Origin of the sequence: Bacillus sp. OK048 (assembly GCF_900103525.1) — a bacterium.
In the GTDB taxonomy this organism is placed as follows: Bacteria; Bacillota; Bacilli; order Bacillales; family Cytobacillaceae; genus Neobacillus.
Window position 1 is genome coordinate 113,220 of the sequence record NZ_FNHN01000005.1, and the last position, 22,806, is coordinate 136,025.

23 protein-coding genes are annotated in these 22,806 nt (G+C 41.2%); 19 read left to right on the forward strand and 4 right to left on the reverse strand.

Features of this window, described 5'->3' with window-relative positions; translation table 11 throughout:
• Window positions 1-143 precede the first annotated feature (143 nt).
• From BLR86_RS10985 to BLR86_RS11010, 6 genes are all read left to right on the forward strand, one after another.
• Entirely contained in the window at window positions 144-797 is a 654-nt protein-coding gene (locus tag BLR86_RS10985; RefSeq protein ID WP_090761286.1) for a YcnI family copper-binding membrane protein, read from the forward strand.
• An 89-nt stretch (window positions 798-886) separates the two neighbouring features.
• Window positions 887-1,144, forward strand: coding sequence for a DUF2198 family protein (locus tag BLR86_RS10990; protein ID WP_090761287.1), 258 nt, complete (start codon window positions 887-889; stop codon window positions 1,142-1,144).
• Between the two features lie 309 nt (window positions 1,145-1,453).
• Window positions 1,454-3,433, forward strand: a complete 1,980-nt coding sequence (gene uvrB, locus BLR86_RS10995) for an excinuclease ABC subunit UvrB (protein WP_090761289.1) — start codon at window positions 1,454-1,456, stop codon at window positions 3,431-3,433.
• 7 nt (window positions 3,434-3,440) lie between these two features.
• Entirely contained in the window at window positions 3,441-6,317 is a 2,877-nt protein-coding gene (gene uvrA, locus BLR86_RS11000) for an excinuclease ABC subunit UvrA (protein ID WP_090761291.1), read from the forward strand.
• 474 nt (window positions 6,318-6,791) lie between these two features.
• Window positions 6,792-7,910 (forward strand): DUF4097 family beta strand repeat-containing protein, encoded by a 1,119-nt coding sequence (locus BLR86_RS11005; RefSeq protein WP_368086779.1) that lies wholly within the window; start codon window positions 6,792-6,794, stop codon window positions 7,908-7,910.
• Window positions 7,911-7,925: 15 nt separating this feature from the next.
• Window positions 7,926-8,285, forward strand: coding sequence for a phage holin family protein (locus BLR86_RS11010; protein ID WP_090761295.1), 360 nt, complete (start codon window positions 7,926-7,928; stop codon window positions 8,283-8,285).
• 28 nt (window positions 8,286-8,313) lie between these two features.
• Here BLR86_RS11010 and BLR86_RS11015 read toward each other — a convergent pair whose 3' ends face one another.
• The 4 genes from BLR86_RS11015 to nagA all read right to left on the reverse strand — a co-directional run bounded on the left by BLR86_RS11015 (window position 8,314) and on the right by nagA (window position 11,923).
• Window positions 8,314-9,150, reverse strand: a complete 837-nt coding sequence (locus tag BLR86_RS11015) for an N-acetylmuramoyl-L-alanine amidase (RefSeq protein ID WP_090761297.1) — start codon at window positions 9,148-9,150, stop codon at window positions 8,314-8,316.
• A gap of 131 nt (window positions 9,151-9,281) precedes the next feature.
• Entirely contained in the window at window positions 9,282-10,004 is a 723-nt protein-coding gene (locus BLR86_RS11020) for a GntR family transcriptional regulator (RefSeq protein ID WP_090761299.1), read from the reverse strand.
• 24 nt (window positions 10,005-10,028) lie between these two features.
• Window positions 10,029-10,754, reverse strand: coding sequence for a glucosamine-6-phosphate deaminase (nagB, locus tag BLR86_RS11025; protein WP_090761301.1), 726 nt, complete (start codon window positions 10,752-10,754; stop codon window positions 10,029-10,031).
• Window positions 10,755-10,759: 5 nt separating this feature from the next.
• Window positions 10,760-11,923, reverse strand: a complete 1,164-nt coding sequence (gene nagA / locus BLR86_RS11030) for an N-acetylglucosamine-6-phosphate deacetylase (protein WP_254782304.1) — start codon at window positions 11,921-11,923, stop codon at window positions 10,760-10,762.
• Between the two features lie 362 nt (window positions 11,924-12,285).
• On the opposite strand from nagA, the gene hprK reads away from it, so the two are divergent.
• The 13 genes from hprK to hisIE all read left to right on the forward strand — a co-directional run bounded on the left by hprK (window position 12,286) and on the right by hisIE (window position 22,759).
• The gene (gene hprK / locus BLR86_RS11035; protein WP_090761305.1) at window positions 12,286-13,218 is read left to right on the forward strand and encodes an HPr(Ser) kinase/phosphatase; all 933 of its coding nucleotides are present in this window, start codon (window positions 12,286-12,288) and stop codon (window positions 13,216-13,218) included.
• Window positions 13,219-13,242: 24 nt separating this feature from the next.
• Window positions 13,243-14,073 (forward strand): prolipoprotein diacylglyceryl transferase, encoded by an 831-nt coding sequence (gene lgt / locus BLR86_RS11040; RefSeq protein ID WP_090761307.1) that lies wholly within the window; start codon window positions 13,243-13,245, stop codon window positions 14,071-14,073.
• A 16-nt stretch (window positions 14,074-14,089) separates the two neighbouring features.
• The gene (locus BLR86_RS11045; protein WP_090761309.1) at window positions 14,090-15,043 is read left to right on the forward strand and encodes a nucleoside recognition domain-containing protein; all 954 of its coding nucleotides are present in this window, start codon (window positions 14,090-14,092) and stop codon (window positions 15,041-15,043) included.
• Complete coding sequence (gene ppaX, locus BLR86_RS11050; protein WP_090761311.1) at window positions 15,033-15,683, forward strand: pyrophosphatase PpaX; 651 nt, start codon at window positions 15,033-15,035, stop codon at window positions 15,681-15,683. Before BLR86_RS11045 ends, ppaX begins: the two co-directional genes overlap by 11 nt.
• On the forward strand, window positions 15,683-16,216 hold the full coding sequence (locus BLR86_RS11055) for an acyltransferase (protein ID WP_090761313.1): 534 nt from the start codon (window positions 15,683-15,685) through the stop codon (window positions 16,214-16,216). Before ppaX ends, BLR86_RS11055 begins: the two co-directional genes overlap by 1 nt.
• 136 nt (window positions 16,217-16,352) lie before the next feature.
• The gene (locus BLR86_RS11060) at window positions 16,353-17,519 is read left to right on the forward strand and encodes an ATP phosphoribosyltransferase regulatory subunit (RefSeq protein WP_090761315.1); all 1,167 of its coding nucleotides are present in this window, start codon (window positions 16,353-16,355) and stop codon (window positions 17,517-17,519) included.
• Window positions 17,519-18,157 carry an ATP phosphoribosyltransferase gene (gene hisG, locus BLR86_RS11065; RefSeq protein ID WP_090761317.1) on the forward strand — a complete coding sequence of 213 codons (639 nt, stop codon included), beginning with the start codon at window positions 17,519-17,521 and terminating at the stop codon, window positions 18,155-18,157. Before BLR86_RS11060 ends, hisG begins: the two co-directional genes overlap by 1 nt.
• 1 nt (window position 18,158) lies before the next feature.
• Window positions 18,159-19,430, forward strand: a complete 1,272-nt coding sequence (gene hisD, locus BLR86_RS11070) for a histidinol dehydrogenase (protein ID WP_090761319.1) — start codon at window positions 18,159-18,161, stop codon at window positions 19,428-19,430.
• 23 nt (window positions 19,431-19,453) lie between these two features.
• Window positions 19,454-20,041, forward strand: coding sequence for an imidazoleglycerol-phosphate dehydratase HisB (hisB, locus tag BLR86_RS11075; protein ID WP_090761321.1), 588 nt, complete (start codon window positions 19,454-19,456; stop codon window positions 20,039-20,041).
• Entirely contained in the window at window positions 20,042-20,668 is a 627-nt protein-coding gene (gene hisH / locus BLR86_RS11080; RefSeq protein ID WP_090761323.1) for an imidazole glycerol phosphate synthase subunit HisH, read from the forward strand. It begins immediately after the preceding gene.
• Window positions 20,665-21,393, forward strand: a complete 729-nt coding sequence (gene hisA, locus BLR86_RS11085; RefSeq protein ID WP_090761325.1) for a 1-(5-phosphoribosyl)-5-[(5-phosphoribosylamino)methylideneamino]imidazole-4-carboxamide isomerase — start codon at window positions 20,665-20,667, stop codon at window positions 21,391-21,393. Before hisH ends, hisA begins: the two co-directional genes overlap by 4 nt.
• Entirely contained in the window at window positions 21,390-22,151 is a 762-nt protein-coding gene (hisF, locus tag BLR86_RS11090) for an imidazole glycerol phosphate synthase subunit HisF (protein ID WP_090761327.1), read from the forward strand. The genes hisA and hisF overlap by 4 nt, the downstream gene beginning before the upstream one ends.
• The gene (gene hisIE, locus BLR86_RS11095; RefSeq protein WP_090761329.1) at window positions 22,148-22,759 is read left to right on the forward strand and encodes a bifunctional phosphoribosyl-AMP cyclohydrolase/phosphoribosyl-ATP diphosphatase HisIE; all 612 of its coding nucleotides are present in this window, start codon (window positions 22,148-22,150) and stop codon (window positions 22,757-22,759) included. Before hisF ends, hisIE begins: the two co-directional genes overlap by 4 nt.
• Window positions 22,760-22,806 lie beyond the last annotated feature (47 nt).

Below are 22,806 nucleotides of genomic sequence, written 5' to 3' on the forward strand. Positions count from 1 at the left end.
TTCTGTGACAAAACTTTGAACATTGTAGATTTATGTATGAAAAATAGCCCATAAGGGTCATATAAGAAAGGAGTAAAATCCTTTAATTTTATATATAAGGAACTTGTCTATGTTAAATATAAGAAGGAATTGGAGCGTTTTATATGAAAAAAATAGTAACTTTACTGGTATTGATGATTGGTGCTTTATCATTATTTGCAGGAGCGGCAAGTGCTCATGTTAACATTGGACCAAAAGAAACGTCACAAGGAGCATATGAAATGTTTACGGTAAAAGTCCCCTCTGAAAAAGAAGATGTAAAGACTACAAAAATTGAAGTTAAGATCCCTGAAGAAGTCAATATTACTCGTTTTGAACCGAAGCCAGGCTGGACCTATGAAACTCAAAAAGACGCATCAGGTAAAATTACATCCGTTACATGGACATCAGAAGGAGAAGGGCTATCTGCGACTGAATTTGGTCAGTTTAACATGAATGGAAAAGTGGGCGAAAAAGCAACGGAAATTGTATGGAAAGCGATCCAAACATACTCCGATGGAAGTGTTGTAGAATGGGTAGAAGCAGAAGAGGCAAATTACCCTGCTTCTATAACGGTTGTAAATCCAGCTGATGCTTCTGCACATGGCCATGGCCATGGAGAAAAAACGACTGATAAGGAATCTCTATCAGAAGAAAAAGCAACGGAGGAAGTTAAAGAATCAAGTGCGAGTACATCAAATACACCGCTGTACCTTTCCATCGCAGCATTACTGGCAGGATTGATTGCTTTAGTAATCTCTCTTAAAAAAAGAGGATAATTGGTTATTGAAGACAAGAGTGATGAATCCTCTTGTCTTTTTTGTTGCAATTTTAAGAATATATTTCTAAAATATATAAACAGAAACAAATGAATGAGGTGTTCCCATTGGAAGAGGTTTTTAGATACTTATCAGCGCTTATATTGCCAGGATTGCTCGTCTTGCTTTTTACCCGGGTCACGTATAATCGCTACATTGGTCTTGCCTTAACCGTAGGACTCATTGCAGCTTCTGTTTATAAGGGCTACACAAACACATATGCCCTCATTGTAATAGATGCATTTTCTCTCACTGGCGGTTTCTGGCTTGCGGTGAAACTGAAGCATAGAGTCATCAAAAAAACGTAATCACCTAAAATTAGTCTGTCAAACAAATGACAGGCTTTTTGTTTTTGACAAGTAAAATGGGTTTTCTCGCGAGTAAATCGTAATATTTGGCGAGTAAATACCAAATTTCAGCGAGAAAATCCACCTTTCCCGCGAGTAAAATGAAATTCTCTTCAAAAAAACGAATGTTCGTTCGTATATTAGTGGTTTGTTTTTAGGATATTGTGTTAGAATGATACTATTAGAAATTTGAGGAACACTTTCCGGCACCATCCCGGCTTTTTTGCATGTTTAAAGCTAGAAAGTGATTGATTTTCGGGAGGGAATTTTGTGAAAGACCAATTTGAATTAGTGTCGAAATACTCACCACAGGGTGATCAACCAGAAGCAATTCGTCAGCTCGTCCAGGGAATAAAGGAAAACAAGCGCTATCAGACCTTGCTCGGCGCAACTGGAACAGGAAAGACGTTTACTGTGTCCAATGTAATTAAAGAAATAAATAAGCCAACACTCGTAATCGCCCACAATAAAACATTGGCAGGCCAACTTTACAGTGAATTTAAAGAGTTTTTTCCAAATAATGCTGTTGAGTATTTTGTCAGTTACTACGATTACTTTCAGCCTGAAGCCTACGTTCCGTCGACCGACACATTTATTGAAAAGGATTCAAGTGTCAATGATGAAATAGATAAGCTGCGCCACTCGGCGACGTCTGCACTTTTTGAGAGAAAAGATGTCATCGTCATTGCCAGTGTATCCTGTATTTATGGTCTCGGTTCTCCAGAAGAATACCGAAAAATGGTTTTGTCGCTAAGGAGAGAAATGGAAATTGAGCGCAATCAGTTACTTCACCGGTTAATTGATATCCAATATGAACGAAATGATATTGATTTTAAGCGGGGGACATTCCGTGTTCGTGGCGATGTTGTGGAAATTTTCCCTGTTTCCCGTGATGAGCATTGTGTCCGGGTTGAATTTTTTGGTGACGAAATTGAACGAATTCGTGAAGTTGATGCACTGACTGGCGAAATTATCGGAGAACGTGAACATGTGGCCATCTTCCCAGCTTCCCACTTCGTCACTGGAGAAGAAAAACTACTTAAGGCGATTGAAAATATCGAAAAAGAAGTTGAAGAACGTCTTGAAGAACTGCGAGAAGACAATAAATTGCTTGAAGCACAACGACTTGAACAAAGAACGCGTTATGATCTTGAAATGATGCGTGAAATGGGCTTTTGTTCTGGAATTGAGAACTACTCACGGCATTTAACGCTCCGACCAGCTGGTTCCACACCGTATACATTAATTGATTATTTTCCAGAGGATTTTTTAATGGTTATTGATGAATCCCATGTTACCCTTCCACAAGTAAGGGGTATGTTCAATGGTGATCGAGCGCGGAAACAGGTGCTTGTTGACCACGGCTTCCGTCTGCCGTCAGCACTTGATAATAGGCCATTGACGTTTGATGAATTTGAGAAACATATTCACAATGCAGTATTTGTGTCGGCAACACCAGGTCCGTATGAGCTTGAGCATACACCAGAAATGGTTAAACAAATTATTCGGCCGACTGGATTGCTTGACCCAACGATTGAGGTTCGCCCAATTGAAGGCCAAATCGATGACATTATCGCTGAAATCCAGGAGCGAATAAAAGTAAATGAACGTGTACTAATTACGACTCTGACAAAGAAAATGTCTGAGGATTTAACAGACTATCTAAAAGAAATCGGTATTAAGGTTCAATATTTGCATTCGGAAGTGAAGACGCTAGAACGTATTGAGATTATTCGTGAGCTGCGGCTCGGGAAGTATGATGTTCTCGTTGGGATTAACTTGCTAAGAGAAGGTCTCGATATCCCTGAAGTCTCACTTATTACCATCCTCGATGCTGATAAAGAGGGCTTCCTCCGATCGGAGCGGTCGTTAATCCAAACCATTGGCCGTGCTGCTCGTAATGCAAATGGTCATGTCATTCTGTATGCTGATAAAATGACAAATTCAATGGAAATTGCGATTAATGTAACAAGGGAACGCCGCAAGATCCAAGAAGAATATAATAAAAAGCACGGTATTACGCCAATGACGATTCAAAAGGGAATACGTGATGTCATCCGTGCCACACATGCTGCCGAGGAACAAGAAGATTACAAGCCACAAGCATCCTTTGGTAAGATGTCGAAGAAAGAAAAAGACAAGCTAATCGCTACAATGGAAAAAGAAATGAAAACGGAAGCAAAGGCGCTTAATTTTGAACGTGCTGCCGAGCTTCGTGATTTATTACTAGAGTTAAAAGCGGAAGGATGACGTAACCATGGTGATGGATAAATTGATTGTCAAGGGTGCCAGAGCCCATAATTTAAAAAATGTAGATATCACCATTCCGAGAGATAAGCTTGTTGTGTTAACGGGACTTTCAGGTTCAGGAAAGTCCTCTCTAGCTTTTGATACGATATATGCAGAAGGACAGCGCCGCTATGTGGAATCATTATCCGCATACGCTCGGCAATTCCTAGGACAAATGGATAAGCCAGATGTTGATTCCATTGAAGGATTATCTCCGGCGATTTCGATTGATCAAAAAACAACAAGCAAAAACCCACGTTCAACGGTGGGAACAGTGACGGAAATTTATGATTATTTGCGATTACTTTATGCGCGTGTCGGCAGGCCAACCTGTCCTATCCACAATATTGAGATTTCTTCGCAAACGATTGAACAAATGGTTGACCGGATTATCGAATATCCAGAACGAACCAAAATGCAGATTCTTGCACCAGTCATTTCCGGACGAAAAGGTCAGCATGTAAAAGTATTTGAAGATATAAAAAAACAAGGCTTTGTTCGTGTCCGTGTTGACGGTGAAATGCTCGATCTTGGTGATGAAATTGAATTAGATAAAAACAAAAAGCATTCGATAGAGGTTGTCGTAGACCGTATTGTTGTGAAAGATGGCGTTGCTACAAGGGTAGCAGACTCTCTTGAATCGGCTTTACGTCTCGGAGAAGGAAAGGTAATCGTCGATGTCATGGGTGAAGAGGAACTCCTGTTTAGTGAAAACCATGCTTGTCCTCACTGTGGCTTTTCAATCGGGGAATTAGAACCGCGAATGTTTAGTTTCAACAGTCCTTTTGGTGCTTGTTCAGAGTGTGATGGACTAGGCTCCAAGCTTGAAGTAGATGTGGACCTTGTGATACCAAATAAGGATTTATCCTTAAAGCAGCATGCGATTGCTCCATGGGAGCCGACGAGTTCGCAGTATTACCCACAGCTGCTTGAAGCTGTTTGTAATCATTATGGTATCGATATGGACATGCCATATAAAGACATTCCCCAACATCTTATCGAAAAAGTGCTTTATGGCGTAAAAGGTGACAAAATCTATTTTCGCTATGAGAACGATTGGGGACAAATCCGTGAGGGCAATATTGAATTTGAGGGCGTCATCCGTAATGTAGAACGCCGCTATAAGGAGACAAGCTCTGATTATATTCGGGAACAAATGGAGAAGTACATGGGGGAACAGCCCTGTCCGACATGTAAGGGCAATCGTTTGAAAAAAGAAAGCTTGGCTGTACTTGTCTCTGGACGTCATATTTCCCAAATTACCAATTTATCGATTGAAGAAACCTATCAGTTTTTTGAAGAAATCGTGTTATCCGAAAAAGAAATGCAAATAGGTAAGATGATATTTAATGAGATTCATGAGCGCCTTGGTTTCCTAATGAACGTAGGACTTGATTACTTAAGTTTAGGGCGTGCTTCAGGGACTCTCTCTGGAGGGGAAGCGCAGCGAATCCGTTTGGCGACCCAAATAGGTTCTAAGTTAACAGGTGTTCTCTATATTTTAGATGAGCCATCGATTGGGCTCCATCAGCGTGATAATGATCGCTTAATCGAAACGCTAAAGCATATGCGCGATATTGGTAATACGTTAATAGTCGTTGAACATGACGAGGATACCATGATGGCTGCTGACTATTTAATTGATATTGGACCAGGGGCAGGGGTGCACGGTGGACAAATTATTTCTGCGGGCACACCAGCCGAAGTTTTGGCCGACCCGAATTCACTGACAGGCCAGTATCTATCCGGCAAGAAGTTTATCCCGCTGCCACTAACGCGACGTAAATCAGATGGGAGATTTATTGAAATCAAAGGGGCTTCCGAGAACAATTTACGAAATGTAAATGTGAAGATCCCACTAGGTATGTTTATTTCGGTAACGGGTGTTTCGGGTTCTGGGAAGAGTACACTCATTAATGAAATTCTACAAAAATCGCTTTCACAGAAGCTTCATCGTGCTAAAACAAAGCCTGGCGAGCATAAAGAGATTAAGGGGATTGATTATTTAGACAAAGTCATTGATATTGATCAATCACCTATCGGAAGATCACCGCGCTCCAATCCAGCAACCTATTCTGGTGCCTTTGATGATATTCGAGATTTGTTTGCAACAACAAATGAAGCGAAGGTCCGCGGCTACAAAAAGGGACGGTTTAGTTTCAATGTGAAAGGCGGGCGCTGTGAGGCCTGCAAGGGAGATGGGATACTCAAAATTGAAATGCATTTCCTGCCTGATGTTTATGTTCCGTGCGAGGTATGTCATGGAAAACGCTATAACCGTGAAACTCTTGAAGTGAAATATAAAGGGAAAAACATTGCTGAAATTCTAGATATGACTGTGGAGGCGGCTGTTCAGTTTTTCGAAAACGTTCCAAAAATCAACCGAAAGCTGCAGACGATTTATGATGTCGGTCTAGGATATATTAAATTAGGGCAACCAGGAACGACTCTTTCGGGAGGAGAGGCGCAGCGTGTGAAGTTAGCTTCAGAGCTCCATCGTCGTTCAAATGGAAAAACCTTTTACATCTTGGATGAACCGACAACAGGCCTGCATGTCGATGATATTTCACGGTTACTGGTCGTTCTCCAGCGTTTGGTTGAGAATGGCGATACCGTTTTGGTTATTGAACATAATTTAGATGTCATTAAAGCAAGCGATTATATTATTGACCTCGGTCCAGAAGGCGGGGATAAAGGTGGAACGATAGTTGCGGTAGGACCACCGGAAAAGGTAGCAGAAGTACCTGAATCCTATACAGGCAAATATCTAAAACCAGTCTTAGAGCGTGACCGGCTGCGTATGAAAGAACAAGTTCATGAAAAAGAATCGATGGCAAAGAGCTAAAACCTTGTGTTTTAGCTTTTTTTCATATATATCTGGGCTTTTCGGTTGGGGGATCAGTTAAGCACCCAAGCCGATAAATAGACGGAGAATTTCCGCTTAATTAATAATTTTTAGTAAAAGAGGCATAAATAGACGGAGATATTCCGCTTATTCTCTCGAAAAACGGAAAAATGAGGGGTTTTGCTTTGCATAACCGGAAAACCTTCCCTTATTTACGCAAAAGTGTACTCTATTTTGCATTTAACCGGAAACTCTCCGCTTAATTTACATTACTTTATTCCATATAAAGAACCTTGCCAAGAGAATGGTTAAATTTCTAAAAAGTGAAACTTTCAAAATTCCTATTCGTAGAAAAGGAATAAGAAGGAATTATAGTCTTAATTAGTCTAATTGTCACGATCTGGAATATGATTAATGGCGTAAAAGCCTTGATGATGGAATAGATTTTATTGAATAAAAATATTGGAGTGGATAATGATGAAGGAAGAACGCAAACGAATCTTGAAGATGGTCGAAGAAGGAAAATTAAATGTCGACGAGGCGCTAGTCTTACTCGAGGAACTTGAGAAAACAGGTCAATCGATTGAACAAAAGCAGGAACAAATTTCTCATGAGCTATCCTCTGCCTTTAAGTTTGAAGAAGCAAAAAAGGAAGAATACGTACACGGCAAGGTTCACACGACAAAGGATAAAATCTTTGATTTTGTTGACACTGCCTTGAAAAAAATCAAGGATTTTGATCTTGATTTGAACTTTGGCCAGTCCGTGGAAATCTCTCATATCTATCATCAAGCCGATGTCTACTTGCGGGATATCGATATAGACCTCGCAAATGGATCACTTAAACTTGTTCCTTGGGATCAAAAAGATGTCAGGATTGAATGCCAGGCAAAGGTCTATCGTACAGATAATAGTGATCAAGCTAGGGAAAACTTTTTAAAGGATGTCTTGTTTGCCATTGATGGCCAAAAATTGCGGTTCATGACCCAGCAAAAATGGATGAAGGTTGACGCAGTGGTTTATGTTCCACAGGCTGAATATGAACATGTTCGCGTAAGAATGTTTAATGGTCCCATTTCAGGTGAAAAATTAACGTTTAGTGATTTACGGATGAAGACGGCCAATGGAAAAATTGAACTTACTCGTTTAAATGGGAAAAAGGCAGAAATCGAAACAGCCAATGGTCATATTACGTTGCAAACAAGCACGATAGATAACCTTGAGGTCGAAACCATTAACGGTGCTATTAAACTCGATGGAGATTTTAGAAAGGTAGAAACGCAAACATTAAATGGGAATACTACCTATAACCTCCATGGAAACCGGTGTGAATTAATTGCTGCCAAAGCGACTACTGGCGGGATTGATTTGTTTATTCCTGATGGTGTGGCAGCGAGCGGTGAGTTAAAGACAAATCTAGGCGGTTTCAACATAAAACTTGATGGAATCCAGGTTCTTGAAGAAAAAAGCGAAATGATCCAAAAGATGCTTCGCTTCCAGTCTGTCAACCATCCAGACCGGATGTTAAAAATTTTTGTCGATACAAAAACCGGATCGATTACACTTCATAAATCGGATCAGGTAAGCAACTAATAGGAGAATTGATAAATGAAATGGTTGATTGGGATTTTAATCAATGCAGTGTTATTCATGGCAATAGCGGGCTATTTTTCTGAAAGTTTTTTGCTGGAAGGCTTTTCTGCCGCATTGGGAGCGAGCTTCTTGCTATCGATCGTAAATATAATCGTCCGCCCGCTATTAATCATTTTAACCTTACCTGCAACAGTTTTAACATTAGGTTTTTTTCTGTTTGTCATAAATGCAATAACTCTTGAGATCACTGATTATTTAATGGGCGATGCGTTTGAAATTGCAGGTTTTGGAATGGCATTGCTGGCCGCGATAATCATGTCGATTGTAACGCTGATCGTAAATCAAACGATTCTTAAACCCTCTAAGAAAAACTAGCGCCTTATTAAGCGCTAGTTTTTTGCTTTTAATCAGTGAAAATAAAAGCTTGGTATTCTTTGGCTTTCAAGCGTTCCATGAGAGCTTCTGCATTTTTTCGTTCGGAGAAGGCACCAGCTTGTACTTTGTATAAACCATCAGCAAAAACAAATGATTCAAATCCATCGGATTTTAACTTCCTAACCAGAGCATCTGCATTACTCTTATCGGAAAAAGCACCAGCTTGAACTTTAAACAAATCAGCTCGAACAGGTGGCGGGGTAGGATTACTTGGCGGGTTTGGTGTAGGAGGTTGTGGTGTTGGTGCATTCTGTTTTCTGATCAAATTATATTGGGCTTCAAGTGCATTGACAATGGCTTGAGCACATTTTCTTTGGTAATTATCTGAACGCATTAGCGCTGCTTCATTTCTATTGGTCATAAAGCCACATTCAACAAGAATAGCAGGCATCTTTGTTTCTCTAAGAACGTGGAAATTTGCTGTTTTAACACCGCGATTTCTAAGACCGGTTAACGAGACCATATTGTTTTGAACCTTTTGTGCTAATTGATAGGTCTCCTGATGATTCGTCGTATATACGTAGGTCTCAATTCCATTAGCGTCATTCCAGGTTGACCCATAGGCGTTAGCGTGAATGGACACATACGCATCGACATTTAGGCGGTTGGCGGCATTTGTCCGTTCTTGCAAAGGAACGTCTCGGTCATCTGAGTGGGCGAAATAGACGGTAACATTTTGATAGGTGGATAGTATATCTCTCGCGATAGCTGCTACCTTGCTGGTAAATTCGTATTCCCTCATTCCATCTATCGTTCTTTTTCCAGCTGTGTTATAGCCGTGCCCGGCATCGAGCATGAATTTCATTTTTATCACTCTCCTTAATCATGAATTTTCAACTCAATAACATTATATGGAAAAGAAGCAAAAGTGGACATTGAAAGTGAGTAATTTGTGATAAATAAAGCAATTGACCTATTGTGGTGGTCAATTGCTAATTAACGTTTCATAGTATGAATAAAGCGATAGCGGTCAGCTCGGAAGGTGGATTTTACTAATTCAAAGGGAATTTCATCTAGTAAGTAAGAAATCCTCTTAATTAATAGAAGAGGATCCCCAATCGTAATTTCCAATATTTCTGCATCTACACTGCCTGCAATAGAAGCTTCAATTTCCTGAGTAGCTTCACTTATCGTAAGAGAAAGATCTTCCTCAATGTATTGGTATAGAGATAGATTACTGTTTTCTTCTGTTAGTCCGGGAACGAGCTCAACAGGGATATAGGCTGTTTCAATCGCCATGGGTGAACCATCTGCTAATCGAATTCGCTTGATTTTATAAACAGACTCATTTTCTTCTATTTTAAGATCAAAAGCCGTTTTCTTATCAGCATGGATAATTTGAAAGGATAATAAGGTACTGCTTGGATTGATTCCCCGAGAAAGCATGTTCTCAGTGAAACTGGTCATTCCCTGCAGTTCCTGTTCCACCTTTTTCTTTTTAACAAACGTTCCTCTGCCTTTTTGCCTCGTTAAATATCCTTCTATAACTAAATTATTAATGGCTTGTCTAACTGTCATCCGGCTTATCTGAAACGTTTGCGCATATTCCCGTTCTGAGGGAATGACGGCTTCTTCCTGTAAAATTCCATTTTCTATTTGCTGTTTAATGTACTCTTCTAGCTGATGATAGATGGGAACCGGCGAATTTTTATTTATCATCTGCGTACACTCCTTGCGAAAGCATTAGATATATTTACATGCATCCCTATCAGCGATTACAGTGACGTGATGATGGTTCTTTAAGGCAGATGCTGGGAAATCTTCGCTTATTTCTCCGTTAAAGAGCTTGGAAAGTGCTTCGGCCTTATTTTCTCCTGATACGAGTAGGAGAATTTCCTTGCTTTCAAGTATAGAAGCAATGCCCATTGTTATCGCATGTGTTGGTACTTCGTCAATGGAGTTGAAAAATCTTGAATTGGCTTCCCTTGTATCTTGTTCAAGAGTGACGATATGGGTCCGGCTGGAAAAGGGAGTTCCTGGCTCATTAAAACCAATATGCCCGTTTTGACCAATGCCGAGTAGTTGGAGATCAATTCCGCCTAGCTCATTTATTAGCTCTTCATAGCGTAGACATTCTTGTTCCAAATCGGCAGCAGTTCCATTTGGAATATGAGTATGATCTTCATTACTATCGATATGATTAAATAAATTCTCTCTCATGAAATAATCATAGCTAGTAGGATTATTAGCAGGAAGACCAATATATTCATCTAAATTAACCGTTTTTACCTCGCTAAAGGCGGTACCGTTTGACACATGGTCTTGGATTAAGTAGTCATAAACACCTTTTGGGCTGCTTCCTGTAGCCATCCCTAACGTGATAGCAGGATTAGAACGAATTTTTTCAACGATAATTTTCCCAGCTTCTAAGCTCATTTCTGCATAATTTTCTGTACGAATTAGTTTCATTATCATTACCCCTTTTTAAATGCCAATTCTCCACGGCAAAATGTCATTTCAACTTGATATTCATCATTTAAAACCGTTATATCAGCGTCTTTTCCTAAAGAAATGCTTCCTTTACGATCATAAACATTTAATTGTTTTGCAGGATTTACACTCGCCATTTGAACGGCTTCTAGGAGCGAAAGATCTGCTGCTTCTGTGATGTTTTTAAGTGAATCATTCATTTTTAAAATACTGCCAGCAAGTGTTCCATCAGCGAGAAGGGCTTTTCCATCTGCGACCGCAACATCTTGGCCCCCAAGATCATAGGTGCCATTTTTAAGGCATTTTGCCCTCATCGCATCTGTTATCAATAGCATGCCTTCCGTTCCTTTAGCGTTAATAATCAGCTTCATTACTTCAGGGCGAACGTGAATCCCATCAGCAATTAATTCGACCATTAATTCTTTAAAAACAAGGGCGGAACCAGCAACACCAGGTTCCCGATGATGTATGCCTCTCATGGCATTAAATAAGTGGGTTACTTGTTTGGCTCCTGCATGAACAGCTTTTTCGACTTCTTCATATATCGCATCAGAGTGACCGATAGAAGCAATCACACCATTTTCGTTTAGATAGCTGACAAAGTTTGTCCCATTTTCAAGTTCAGGTGCAAGGGTTACCAGCTTAATGCTGCCTTCGGCGAGTGACTGCCATTGCTTAAATAATTCAATATCGGGATTAATAATATATTCCCTCGGTTGTGCACCTGCATGTTTTCCATTAATAAATGGACCCTCTAAATGAACACCAAGAATATCTGCCTTACCAGAAGTATTATAGCTGTTGAGATAGTCTGCAGCATTTTTTAAGGCTTTTTCGATATTTTCATGTTTTTGGGTAATGGTGGTAGCTAAAAAGCTTGTTGTCCCTTCAGCAGGGAGTGCTTTTGCTATGGTTTCTAAGGCATCGATGGTTGCGTCCATTGTGTCGGCTCCGGCTGCGCCATGAATGTGGACGTCAATAAAGCCTGGCGCGACACTTTTATTCACAGGAATATCTATTTTCTCTAGATTACTTAAATAAGTAGGAACTGCATGAATCGGACCAAGCTCTTTGATTTTTCCATTTTCTATAAAAATATAGATAGATTCTGCCACTTTATTTTCTAGAATAGCCTTGCCATGTACCATTAATAGGAGGCTCAAAAACTTCATCTCCATTTCCAATAAATTACCTGTTGAATTTATTATAATCTCAAGTGGAATAGTTGTCTATACCAGTTGGCGAATCCTATCTTATTTATTTCTCATTTAATGAAGATAGTATCAGGAAGAAACATTTCCATGTTGGTATGAAAATTAAATAGTGCTAAAATAGGAGGAAATTGAAATTAATTTTAAAAATATGTCAACTGTCTAGCTGCAGCGCCTAGGGGCTCGGGGTCATAAGCCAAGCCGTCAAGAAGGTTAAAGAACAACCTTCTCGCCGGCTCGTCTTATGCCTGTCGCCCCTGGACCAGGCGCTTCCGCTTTTCTGGTAAGGAGGAAAACTTTTGCCAAAGGTACGCACAAAGGATATTTATGAAAAATTCCATTTGGAATTAGTTAGCGGTGAAGAAGGAATTAATCGTCCGATTACGATGAGTGATATTTCAAGACCGGGAATTGAGCTCGCTGGATATTTTGAATATTATCCGGCAGAACGAATTCAGCTATTAGGAAAAACAGAGCTTTCCTTCTTTGATGGATTATCCCAAAATGATCGTAACTTAAGAATGGAACGGTTATGCACGGATATCACTCCTGCCATCATCGTGACTAGAGGGTTGGAGGTCCCGCAAGAGCTGATTGAAGCCTCCGAGCGTGAATCTGTTCCTGTACTGCGTTCAAATATGAAAACAACACGTTTTTCAAGTCGGCTAACGAACTTTTTAGAGAGTAAGCTGGCACCAACCACAGCCGTTCATGGTGTTTTAGTTGATATTTACGGGATTGGTGTATTAATTACTGGTAAAAGTGGTGTGGGGAAAAGTGAAACGGCATTGGAACTAGTTAAACGCGGTCACCGGCTTGTGGCGGATGATTGTGTGGAGATTCGCCAGGAGGATCAAGACACGCTTGTGGGAGCCTCTCCCGATTTAATTGAGCATTTATTAGAAATTCGCGGATTAGGTATTATTAATGTCATGACTCTTTTTGGAGCCGGAGCCGTACGCAGCAATAAACGAATTACCATGGTTATTAACCTCGAAATTTGGGATTCTTCCAAGCAATATGACCGCTTAGGTTTAGATGAGGAAAAGATGAAAATCATTGATACCGAAGTAACTAAGATCACTGTTCCAGTCCGTCCAGGGAGAAACCTGGCTGTTATCATTGAAGTTGCAGCTATGAATTATCGCTTAAAAAGAATGGGTGTTAATGCAGCGCAGCAATTCACAGAGCGTCTATCGGATGTTATTGAAGATGGAGACCATGAGGAATAAGTAAAAAGAGAAGGGAGAAATAATATGAATTCATCGATTCAGCCGCTTGACCCGATTGCGTTTGCCATAGGACCGATTCAAGTTCATTGGTATGGGCTCATTATTGGTTCAGGGTTAGCGCTAGCACTTTTTCTTGCCATTAGGGAAGGAGATAAGAGAGGACTTCCGAAGGATACATTTGCGGATTTAATGCTATGGGCAATCCCGATTGCGATTCTTTCAGCCCGATTATATTACGTTATTTTTGAGTGGGGCTATTATTCACAGCATCCAGGGCAGATTGTACAGATTTGGAATGGCGGTATTGCCATCCATGGAGCGCTGATTGGTTCAGTCCTTACAGCATATGTTTTTGCGAAAAAACGTGGACTCTCTTTCTGGAAGATTGCCGATATTGCCGCACCAAGTATTATTTTAGGCCAAGCCATCGGACGTTGGGGGAATTTCATGAATCAGGAGGCTCATGGCGGCGAAGTCACTAGGTCATTCCTCGAAAACCTGCAGTTGCCTGAGTTTATTATTAATCAAATGTATATTAATGGTGCCTATTATCATCCGACGTTTTTATATGAATCGATTTGGAATATCGTTGGATTTATTCTGTTGATTTTACTGCGCCGTGTCAATTTGCGCCGCGGAGAGCTATTCCTGTCGTATGTTATTTGGTATTCTGTAGGCCGTTTTTTCATAGAGGGCTTGAGAACAGATAGCTTAATGATTGGTGGCCTTCGAATGGCACAATCGATTTCCATTGCGCTGATCATCGGAGCTGTGATCATTCTGATTTACCGTAGAAAAAAGAATCTCGCCAAAGACAGATATCAAGATAAAAACAACCAGGCATTTACGCAGTAAAAAGGAGTTTGGAGAAATGATTTACTCGATTAAAAACGGTTTACAAGTCGGGATTAAAACAACATGGACCTTGGGGAAAGTAATTTTTCCTGTAACCCTGATTGTGGCGATATTGCAGTATACCCCCGTCTTACCGTGGGTCATTGAGAGAATTGCGCCGCTGATGAAGCTGATTGGTTTATCAGGAGACGCAGCCATTCCGCTCGTCATAGGGAATTTCCTTAATCTTTATGCGGCAATTGGTGCCATTTTAACCCTTGATTTTACCGTAAAAGAAGTCTTTATTTTAGCTGTTATGCTCTCATTTTCTCATAATTTAATTGTTGAATCGAGCGTTGCGATGAAAGTAGGAATTAAGCTTTGGTTAGTACTCGTGACGCGACTGGGACTCGCATTTACCTCGGCAATTGTGATTAATCTCGTTTGGCAGGGGGGCGGAGAGACAGCTCAATATGGTTTGATTCAAGCAACAAGCAGTGAACACGTAGCTGGAATAGGAGCTATATTACTAACAGCCCTAGAAAAGGCCGGGCTTGGAATTCTACAGCTAGCGATGATTGTCATCCCTTTGATGGTTGTCATCCAAATCTTAAAGGATTTGGAATGGTTAAAGAAATTTTCGCAGGGGATGTCTCCTGTTACTAGGAGTCTAGGCATGAATGAGAATACTTCCACCACGATGGCAGCTGGTTTATTATTTGGTCTTGCCTATGGAGCGGGTGTTGTGATTCAGGCAGTGGAGGAAGATGGAGTTAGTAAAAGGGATTTGACCCTTGCCTTTCTTTTTTTAATGGCTTGTCATGCCGTTGTGGAAGACACGCTTATCTTTATTCCACTAGGCATTCCAGTCTGGCCGCTATTTTTAATTCGAATTGGTGTGGCCATCACCTTAACCCTGATTGTTGGATTCTTTTGGAAACGGTCGGGCATCATGAGAAGAAAGGAAGCAGAACCAACCTATGAAAAGTAATATTACTACGATTTTATTTGATTTAGATGGAACATTAATCGACACAAATGAGTTAATTATTTCAACCTATTTACACACACTTGAAAAATACTATCCTGGCCAATATAGCCGAGAAGCTGTCCTGCCATTTTTAGGTCCAACGCTTCATGAAGTATTTGGGAATATGGATTCCGAACGCGTGGAGGAAATGATTTTAGACTATCGCGCTTACAATATCGAAAACCATGATTTGATGGTGATGGAATTTGCCGGTGTCATTGAAACTCTCCAGGTTCTAAAGGAAAAAGGCTACAAATTGGGGATTGTAACTACAAAACGGCATGATGTCGCTCTTAAAGGTATTCACCTAATGAAGCTAGATACGTTTTTTGATGTCGTGATTGCTTACGATCATGTGAAAAAAGTAAAGCCAGACCCCGAACCCATTTATTTAGCACTTGAACAGTTAGATTCGAAGCCTGAAGAAGCGATGATGGTTGGCGATAATTTTCACGATGTGCTTGCTGGGAAAAATGCCGGAACGAAAACCGTTGGTGTGGCTTGGACGATCAAGGGTCGAGACTATCTTGCAAAATATGAACCAGATTACATGTTAGAGAACATGAAAGACCTATTAACCATTCTCGGTGAGGGAAATTAATGAGGAATACGACCCGCTATCCAGTTGATGGAGCAAACTCGTTATGGCATGTCTACAAAACGGTCCCTTTTTGGAAAGTGGTTAAAAATTTCATTGTGATTCAACTAGCCCGTTACACCCCCTTTCTTGGGATGAAAAATTGGCTTTACAAGACTTTTTTAGGACTTAAGGTCGGGGAGCAAACTTCTTTTGCCTTAATGGTCATGCTCGATGTGATGTTTCCAGAGAAAATAAGTGTTGGACGTAACACAGTCATTGGCTATAATACAACGATTCTTGCCCATGAATATTTGATCAAAGAATATCGTCTTGGTCCTGTTGTGATTGGCAGTGAAGTGATGATTGGTGCAAATTCAACCATTCTCCCTGGGGTAACAATTGGGGACGGGGCGATCGTATCTGCTGGAACACTAGTCCATAAAGATGTCCCTGCTGGTGCTTTTGTCGGCGGCAATCCTATGCAAATGATCTACTCGAAAGAAGAAATGGCAAAACGTTGGGAAAATGATTCGATTTATGGAAAGATTAAATAGAAATGAGTTAGGCTGGGTCGTAAAACCTGGCTTTTTTTTAACTATTTCCAGTTGACTAATATTTCTGAAAAAGGTAAACTTTAATTTATTAACATATTAGCGAACTAAAGGATTCTGAAGATAGAGGATGATTTGGATGAGCCGTTTATTTATGTTTGAAAAGCCTTTAGGCATGAGAGATACGCTTCCAGAGTTATATGAAAAAAAACATCATGTTCGGACCTTGATGGAAAATGCTATCAAACAATGGGGATATCAGTTTATTGAGACACCTACTCTAGAATACTATGAAACTGTTGGAACTGCCTCGGCAATCCTTGACCCGGAGCTATTCAAATTACTTGATAAAGATGGGCATACACTCGTGTTACGACCGGATATGACTGCTCCGATTGCCAGGGTAGCAGCATCGCGCCTTTTAGAAAATGATCTTCCGCTTCGTCTTGCCTATGCTGGTAATGTATACCGCGCACAGCAGCGAGAGGGCGGCAGACCTGCAGAGTTCGAGCAAATCGGTGTGGAGTCTATCAATGATGACACCGTTTCGAGCGATGGTGAGGTCATCGCCTTGCTTGTTTCTTCATTAAAAGAAGCAGGGTTGAGTCAATTTCAAGTTTCAGTAGGACATATCGGATTTGCACAGGAATTATTTATGCAAATTTTAGGAACAAATGGACGTGCCACTTCTCTAAGACGTTTTTTATATGAAAAGAATTTTGTCGGCTATCGTGACCAAGTAAACTCTTATTCCTTATCATCGATTGATAAACAGAGGCTCCTTCAACTTCTCGAGTTAAGAGGCGGCGAAGAGGTCATTGGGAAAGCGCTCGATATTATTGAGGATGGTTATGGAAAGGAATCCCTTGTCCAGTTGAAGGAATTATGGGAAGTGATTACAGACTTTGGTCTTGAGGATCATGTTAAATTTGATTTTACCCTAGTGAGCCATATGAGTTATTACTCCGGAATTCTATTTGAGGCCTATGCAGGGAATGTCGGTTTCCCGATTGGTAATGGTGGGCGATACGGATTGATTGAGAAATTTGGAAAAAAAGCAAGTGCTACTGGTTTTGCGGTTAGACTCGATAGACTGCTCGAGGCTATGGGCACACAAAAAATTACCACTACAATAGAATGTATTTTTTTCAGTCAGGAAAGAAGGAAGGAAGCCTTTCTATTGGCTGAAAAAATGAAAGCAGAAGGAAGGAAAATCGTCCTGCAAGACATCAACGGTGTAAAAAATCTCGATGTTTTTACGAAGAAATTTGCCAATACCACCTTTTTAATCGGGGGAGCTTTATGATGGATGCGAAATTAACGATTGCGATGCCAAAAGGGAGGATCTTTGAAGAAGCAGTTGAATTACTCCGGAAGGCAGGCTATAATCTGCCCCCAGAGTTCGATGATTCGAGGAAATTAATTATCGATGTTGAAGCGGAAGACATGCGTTTTATCCTTTCAAAACCAATGGATGTGGCTACATATGTCGAGCATGGGGTGGCAGATGTCGGAATCGCAGGTAAGGATGTATTACTTGAAGAAGAACGTGATGTATACGAACTTCTTGATTTACAAATCAGTGCCTGTTATTTGGCAGTTGCCGGACTTCCGGCTACACAAATGAATGATGTTGCACCTAAAGTAGCAACCAAATACCCGAATGTTGCCGCAGCTTATTTTCGCGAACAGGGTGAACAAGTTGAAATTATCAAATTAAATGGTTCGATTGAGCTTGCGCCATTGATTGGATTAGCAGACCGAATTGTTGATATTGTTTCGACGGGAAGAACACTCGTAGAAAATGGTCTTGTCGAATATGAAAGAATAAAAGATGTCACATCTAGGCTTATCGTCAATCCTGTAAGTTACCGGATTAAAGACCAACGAATTAACGATTTGGTTACTCGGTTAAGCGCAGTTGTCCCCTTGGAGGTAAAATAAAATGAAAATCGTCAAAGTGAATGACCTTATCTCTATCAAACGATCCATTGAATCAGGTACAGCCGAACAGGTAGCCGTTGTTAAAAAGATTATTTCGGACATTCGTGCATACGGTGATGAAGGTTTAAGAGATTACACCAAAAAATTTGACCACGTAGTATTGGACTCCTTCCTTGTTTCTGAAAAGGAGCTGGATGATGCCTATGGCCAAGTTGATTTGGAGTTTATTGCGATTGTGCGCGAGGCTGCAGAGAATATCAGAAGCTTCCATGAAAAACAATTGCGTCCGTCTTGGATGACAACCGAAGAAAATGGCAGTATTCTTGGGCAAAAAATAACTCCGCTTGATTCAGTAGGTGTTTATGTTCCGGGGGGGACAGCTGCCTATCCTTCTTCCGTGCTGATGAACGTTATACCTGCAAAAGTGGCAGGAGTGACAAGAATCGTGATGGTTTCACCTCCTAACACTGATGGGAAACTTCCAGCTGCTGTACTGGTTGCAGCCAAAGAAGCAGGCGTAAAGGAAATCTACAAAGTGGGCGGAGCGCAGGCCATTGGTGCTTTGGCATATGGGACAGAGTCGATTGCACCTGTTGATAAAATTACCGGTCCAGGCAATATCTATGTAGCACTAGCCAAGCGCGAGGTTTTTGGTGATGTCGATATCGATATGATTGCCGGGCCAAGTGAGATTGCCATTATTGCCGATGATTCTGCCCGAGCTGATGAGGTTGCAGCTGATTTGTTATCACAAGCAGAACATGACCCACGTGCATGCAGTGTCCTGGTTACTCCTTCTATTGTATTAGCAGAAGCAGTAGCTGTTGAAGTAGAAAAACAACTTGCAGAATTGCCACGTAAGGAAATAGCTTCTAAGTCGATTGCGGATTATGGAGTCATCTATGTAACTTCATCCATTGAAGAGGCTGTTGAAACGGTTAATCAGCTTGCTCCAGAGCATCTTGAAATCCTGACCGAGAATGGCATTGAGCTATTAGGAAAAATTAGACATGCTGGCGCTATTTTTATCGGCCGCTATAGTTCAGAGCCAGTGGGTGATTATTTTGCAGGACCAAACCATGTTCTGCCAACCAATGGTACGGCTAGATTTTCAAGTCCACTAAATGTGGATGATTTTCAAAAGAAATCAAGTGTGATTATATACAGTGAGAAAGCATTAAAGGAGAATGGGGAAAAGATTGCAAAGTTTGCCCGCATGGAAGGCCTTGAAGCCCATGCGCGTGCAGTAGAGTTAAGGCTGAAAAATCAATAATTTATTGCCAGGGGGCTCTTTTCATGGAAAGAAACGCAAGCATTGAACGAAAAACAAATGAAACCCAAATTAGCTTATCGTTAGACATTGATGGGCAGGGACAGTCCGAACTTGAAACAGGGGTTCCATTCCTTAGCCACATGCTCGATTTATTTACGAAGCATGGGAATTTTAACCTTACCGTAGATGCAAAAGGGGATATTGAGGTAGACGACCATCATACAACCGAAGATATCGGAATATGTATTGGACAGGCATTGCGAGAAGCCCTCGGGGATAAAAGAGGAATAAAGCGCTATGGGAATGCCTTTGTGCCGATGGATGAAGCTTTAGCACAGGTTGTTGTTGATCTTAGTAATCGCCCGCACCTTGAAATGCGTGCACAGTTCCCTAATTCAAAAGTTGGCACCTTTGACACTGAACTAGTGCATGAATTTTTATGGAAGCTTGCCCTTGAGGCGCGCATGAACCTTCATGTTATTGTCCATTACGGTCAGAATACTCACCACATGATTGAAGCTGTTTTTAAAGCACTAGGCCGAGCGCTTGATGAAGCGACCACAATTGATCCTCGCATTAAAGGAGTTCCGTCAACGAAAGGGATGTTATAAATGATCGGAATTGTCGACTATGGCATGGGTAATCTGTTTAGTGTCAGTAAGGCCCTTGAGCGGCTGAATGCTGATTATTTTATATCAGCGGAAAAAGATGACCTCTTGCGTGCCGACGCACTGCTGCTTCCAGGGGTTGGCTCTTTTCGTGATGCGATGGAAGTCTTGCAAGCAGATACGATCAAGGAGTTTGCAGCAAGTGGGAAACCTTTGCTTGGCATTTGCCTTGGTATGCAGCTATTGTTCGAGGATAGCGATGAAAATGGTTTGACGAAAGGGCTTGGATTATTACCTGGTAAGGTCCGTCGGCTTCCAGGTAAGACTGCAGATGGGGAAGTATATAAAGTTCCTCATATGGGTTGGAATAAACTTGAATTTGTTCAGTCTTCTCCACTATTGGCAGGATTAGAAGAAGATTATGTGTATTTTGTTCATTCCTATTATGTAAGTGCGGAGAACTCCGAGGTATTACTAGCAAAGGCAGATTACCATGAAGAAGTTTCTGCTGTTGTCGGAAAAGATAATATTTTTGGAATGCAATTTCATCCTGAAAAAAGCAGCAAGCTTGGAATGGCACTACTGAATAATTTTTTACAATTCGTCGAAGAAAGGAAGTCGGTACGATGACGATCACTATTTATCCAGCAATAGATATGCGCGGCGGGAATTGTGTTCGCCTTCTCCAAGGTGATTATGAAAAGGAAACCATTTATGGTGACTCACCTTTTGATATGGCGCGAACGTTTGCTGAAGACGGGGCATCCTTTCTTCATATGGTTGACCTTGATGGGGCAAAGGATGGAAAACGGGTTAATGATCGTTTTGTCATTGAAGCAGCGAAGCAATTAAAGGTAAAGGTTCAAATTGGCGGTGGCATTCGTTCTGAAGCTGATATTCTGCATTACCTGGAAAACGGGATTACTCGAGTAATTATTGGCAGTATTGCTGTTTCAAATCCAGAGTTTGTGATTGAAATGATTCGGAAATACGGCAAGCAAATAGTTGTTGGGATTGACGCGAAAAATGGTTACGTGGCGACACATGGCTGGATGACCACTTCCGAAGTAAAAGCCGTAGAACTGAGCAAACGGTTTGCGGATGCGGGTGCCGAGACGTTTATTTTTACTGATATTGCCACTGATGGGACGCTTTCAGGCCCGAATATTGCGGCCGTTTGTGAAATGGCAGAAGAGACGGGGAAGAATGTCATTGCCTCTGGTGGTGTAAGCAGTTTAGCTGATTTACGTGCTCTTAATGCCGAGGGAGTTAAAGGGGCAATTGTCGGGAAAGCCCTTTATGAAAATCGCTTTACATTGAAGGAAGCACTTGCGATTGGAGAGGTGAGAAAATGACGCTGACGAAACGAATCATTCCATGTTTAGATGTAAAAGAAGGAAGAGTAGTGAAAGGCATTCAATTTGTTCAGCTTCGGGATGCCGGAGACCCAGTTGAATTAGCTAGATTTTATGACGAACAGGGAGCAGATGAACTTGTCTTCCTTGATATTTCGGCATCCGTCGAAGGACGAAAAACAATGGTCGAAGTCGTAAAGGCTGTTGCCTCCGAGCTTGCTATCCCTTTTACCGTTGGGGGTGGAATTAATTCATTAGAGGATATGAAACGAACTCTCCGTGCCGGTGCGGATAAGGTGTCATTAAATACGGCAGCTGTTTTGAACCCAGAGTTAATTTCAGACGGTGCAAGCTATTTTGGAACACAATGCATCGTAGTCGCAATTGATGCCAAGTATGATGAGCAACTAGGAACATGGCGTGTTTATACACATGGCGGCCGGACCCCTACTGAACGAAAAGTAATTGAATGGGCAAAAGAAGCAGCAAGGCTTGGAGCAGGTGAACTATTACTAACAAGTATGGATAGTGATGGCGAGAAAAATGGGTTTGACATTCAGCTTACCAAGGCAGTTAGTGAGGCTGTGACAATTCCGGTGATAGCTTCCGGCGGTGCTGGAAATGCTCGTCATTTTGAAGAGGCGTTTGTAAATGGCAAAGCGGATGCCGCGCTTGCCGCTTCTATTTTTCATTATAAAGAAACTTCCGTACACGAAGTGAAGAGCTATTTGCTTGAGAAGGGAGTGAGTGTCCGGTGACTATTCGTTTTGATGAAAAAGGGCTCGTACCTGCCATCGTTCAGGATGCAGACACGAAAGAAGTATTAACATTAGCGTATATGGATCAGGAATCACTGACAAAAACAATTGAGACTGGAGAAACATGGTTTTTCAGCCGCTCACGTCAAGAGCTATGGCATAAAGGGGCAACCAGTGGAAACACGCAGACGGTTATCAGTATGAAATATGACTGCGATCAGGATGCTGTCCTCGTGCTCGTAGAGCCAAAAGGTCCTGCCTGCCATACTGGAGCTGTAAGCTGCTTCACAGAGGGCATAACGGAAAGATCCTCCAGTCTTACAGATTATCAGATTTTACATTCATTAGAGAAGCTGATCATTGAGAGAGAAAAGGAACGTCCCGAAGGAGCCTACACAACCTATCTCTTTGAAAAAGGCGTCGATAAAATATTGAAAAAAGTCGGTGAAGAGGCCGCGGAAGTAATTATTGCCGCCAAAAACCGCGACAAACAAGAACTAAAATGGGAAGCCGCCGACCTGCTATACCATTTGCAAGTATTATTAGTCGAACAAGGCCTGCCGTTCAAAGAAGTCTTGAAAACATTAGAAGAGCGACATAAAAGATAATGGTGCCTGTCACCATTTATGCAAAAAAAGCTGTTTATGCAGCTTTT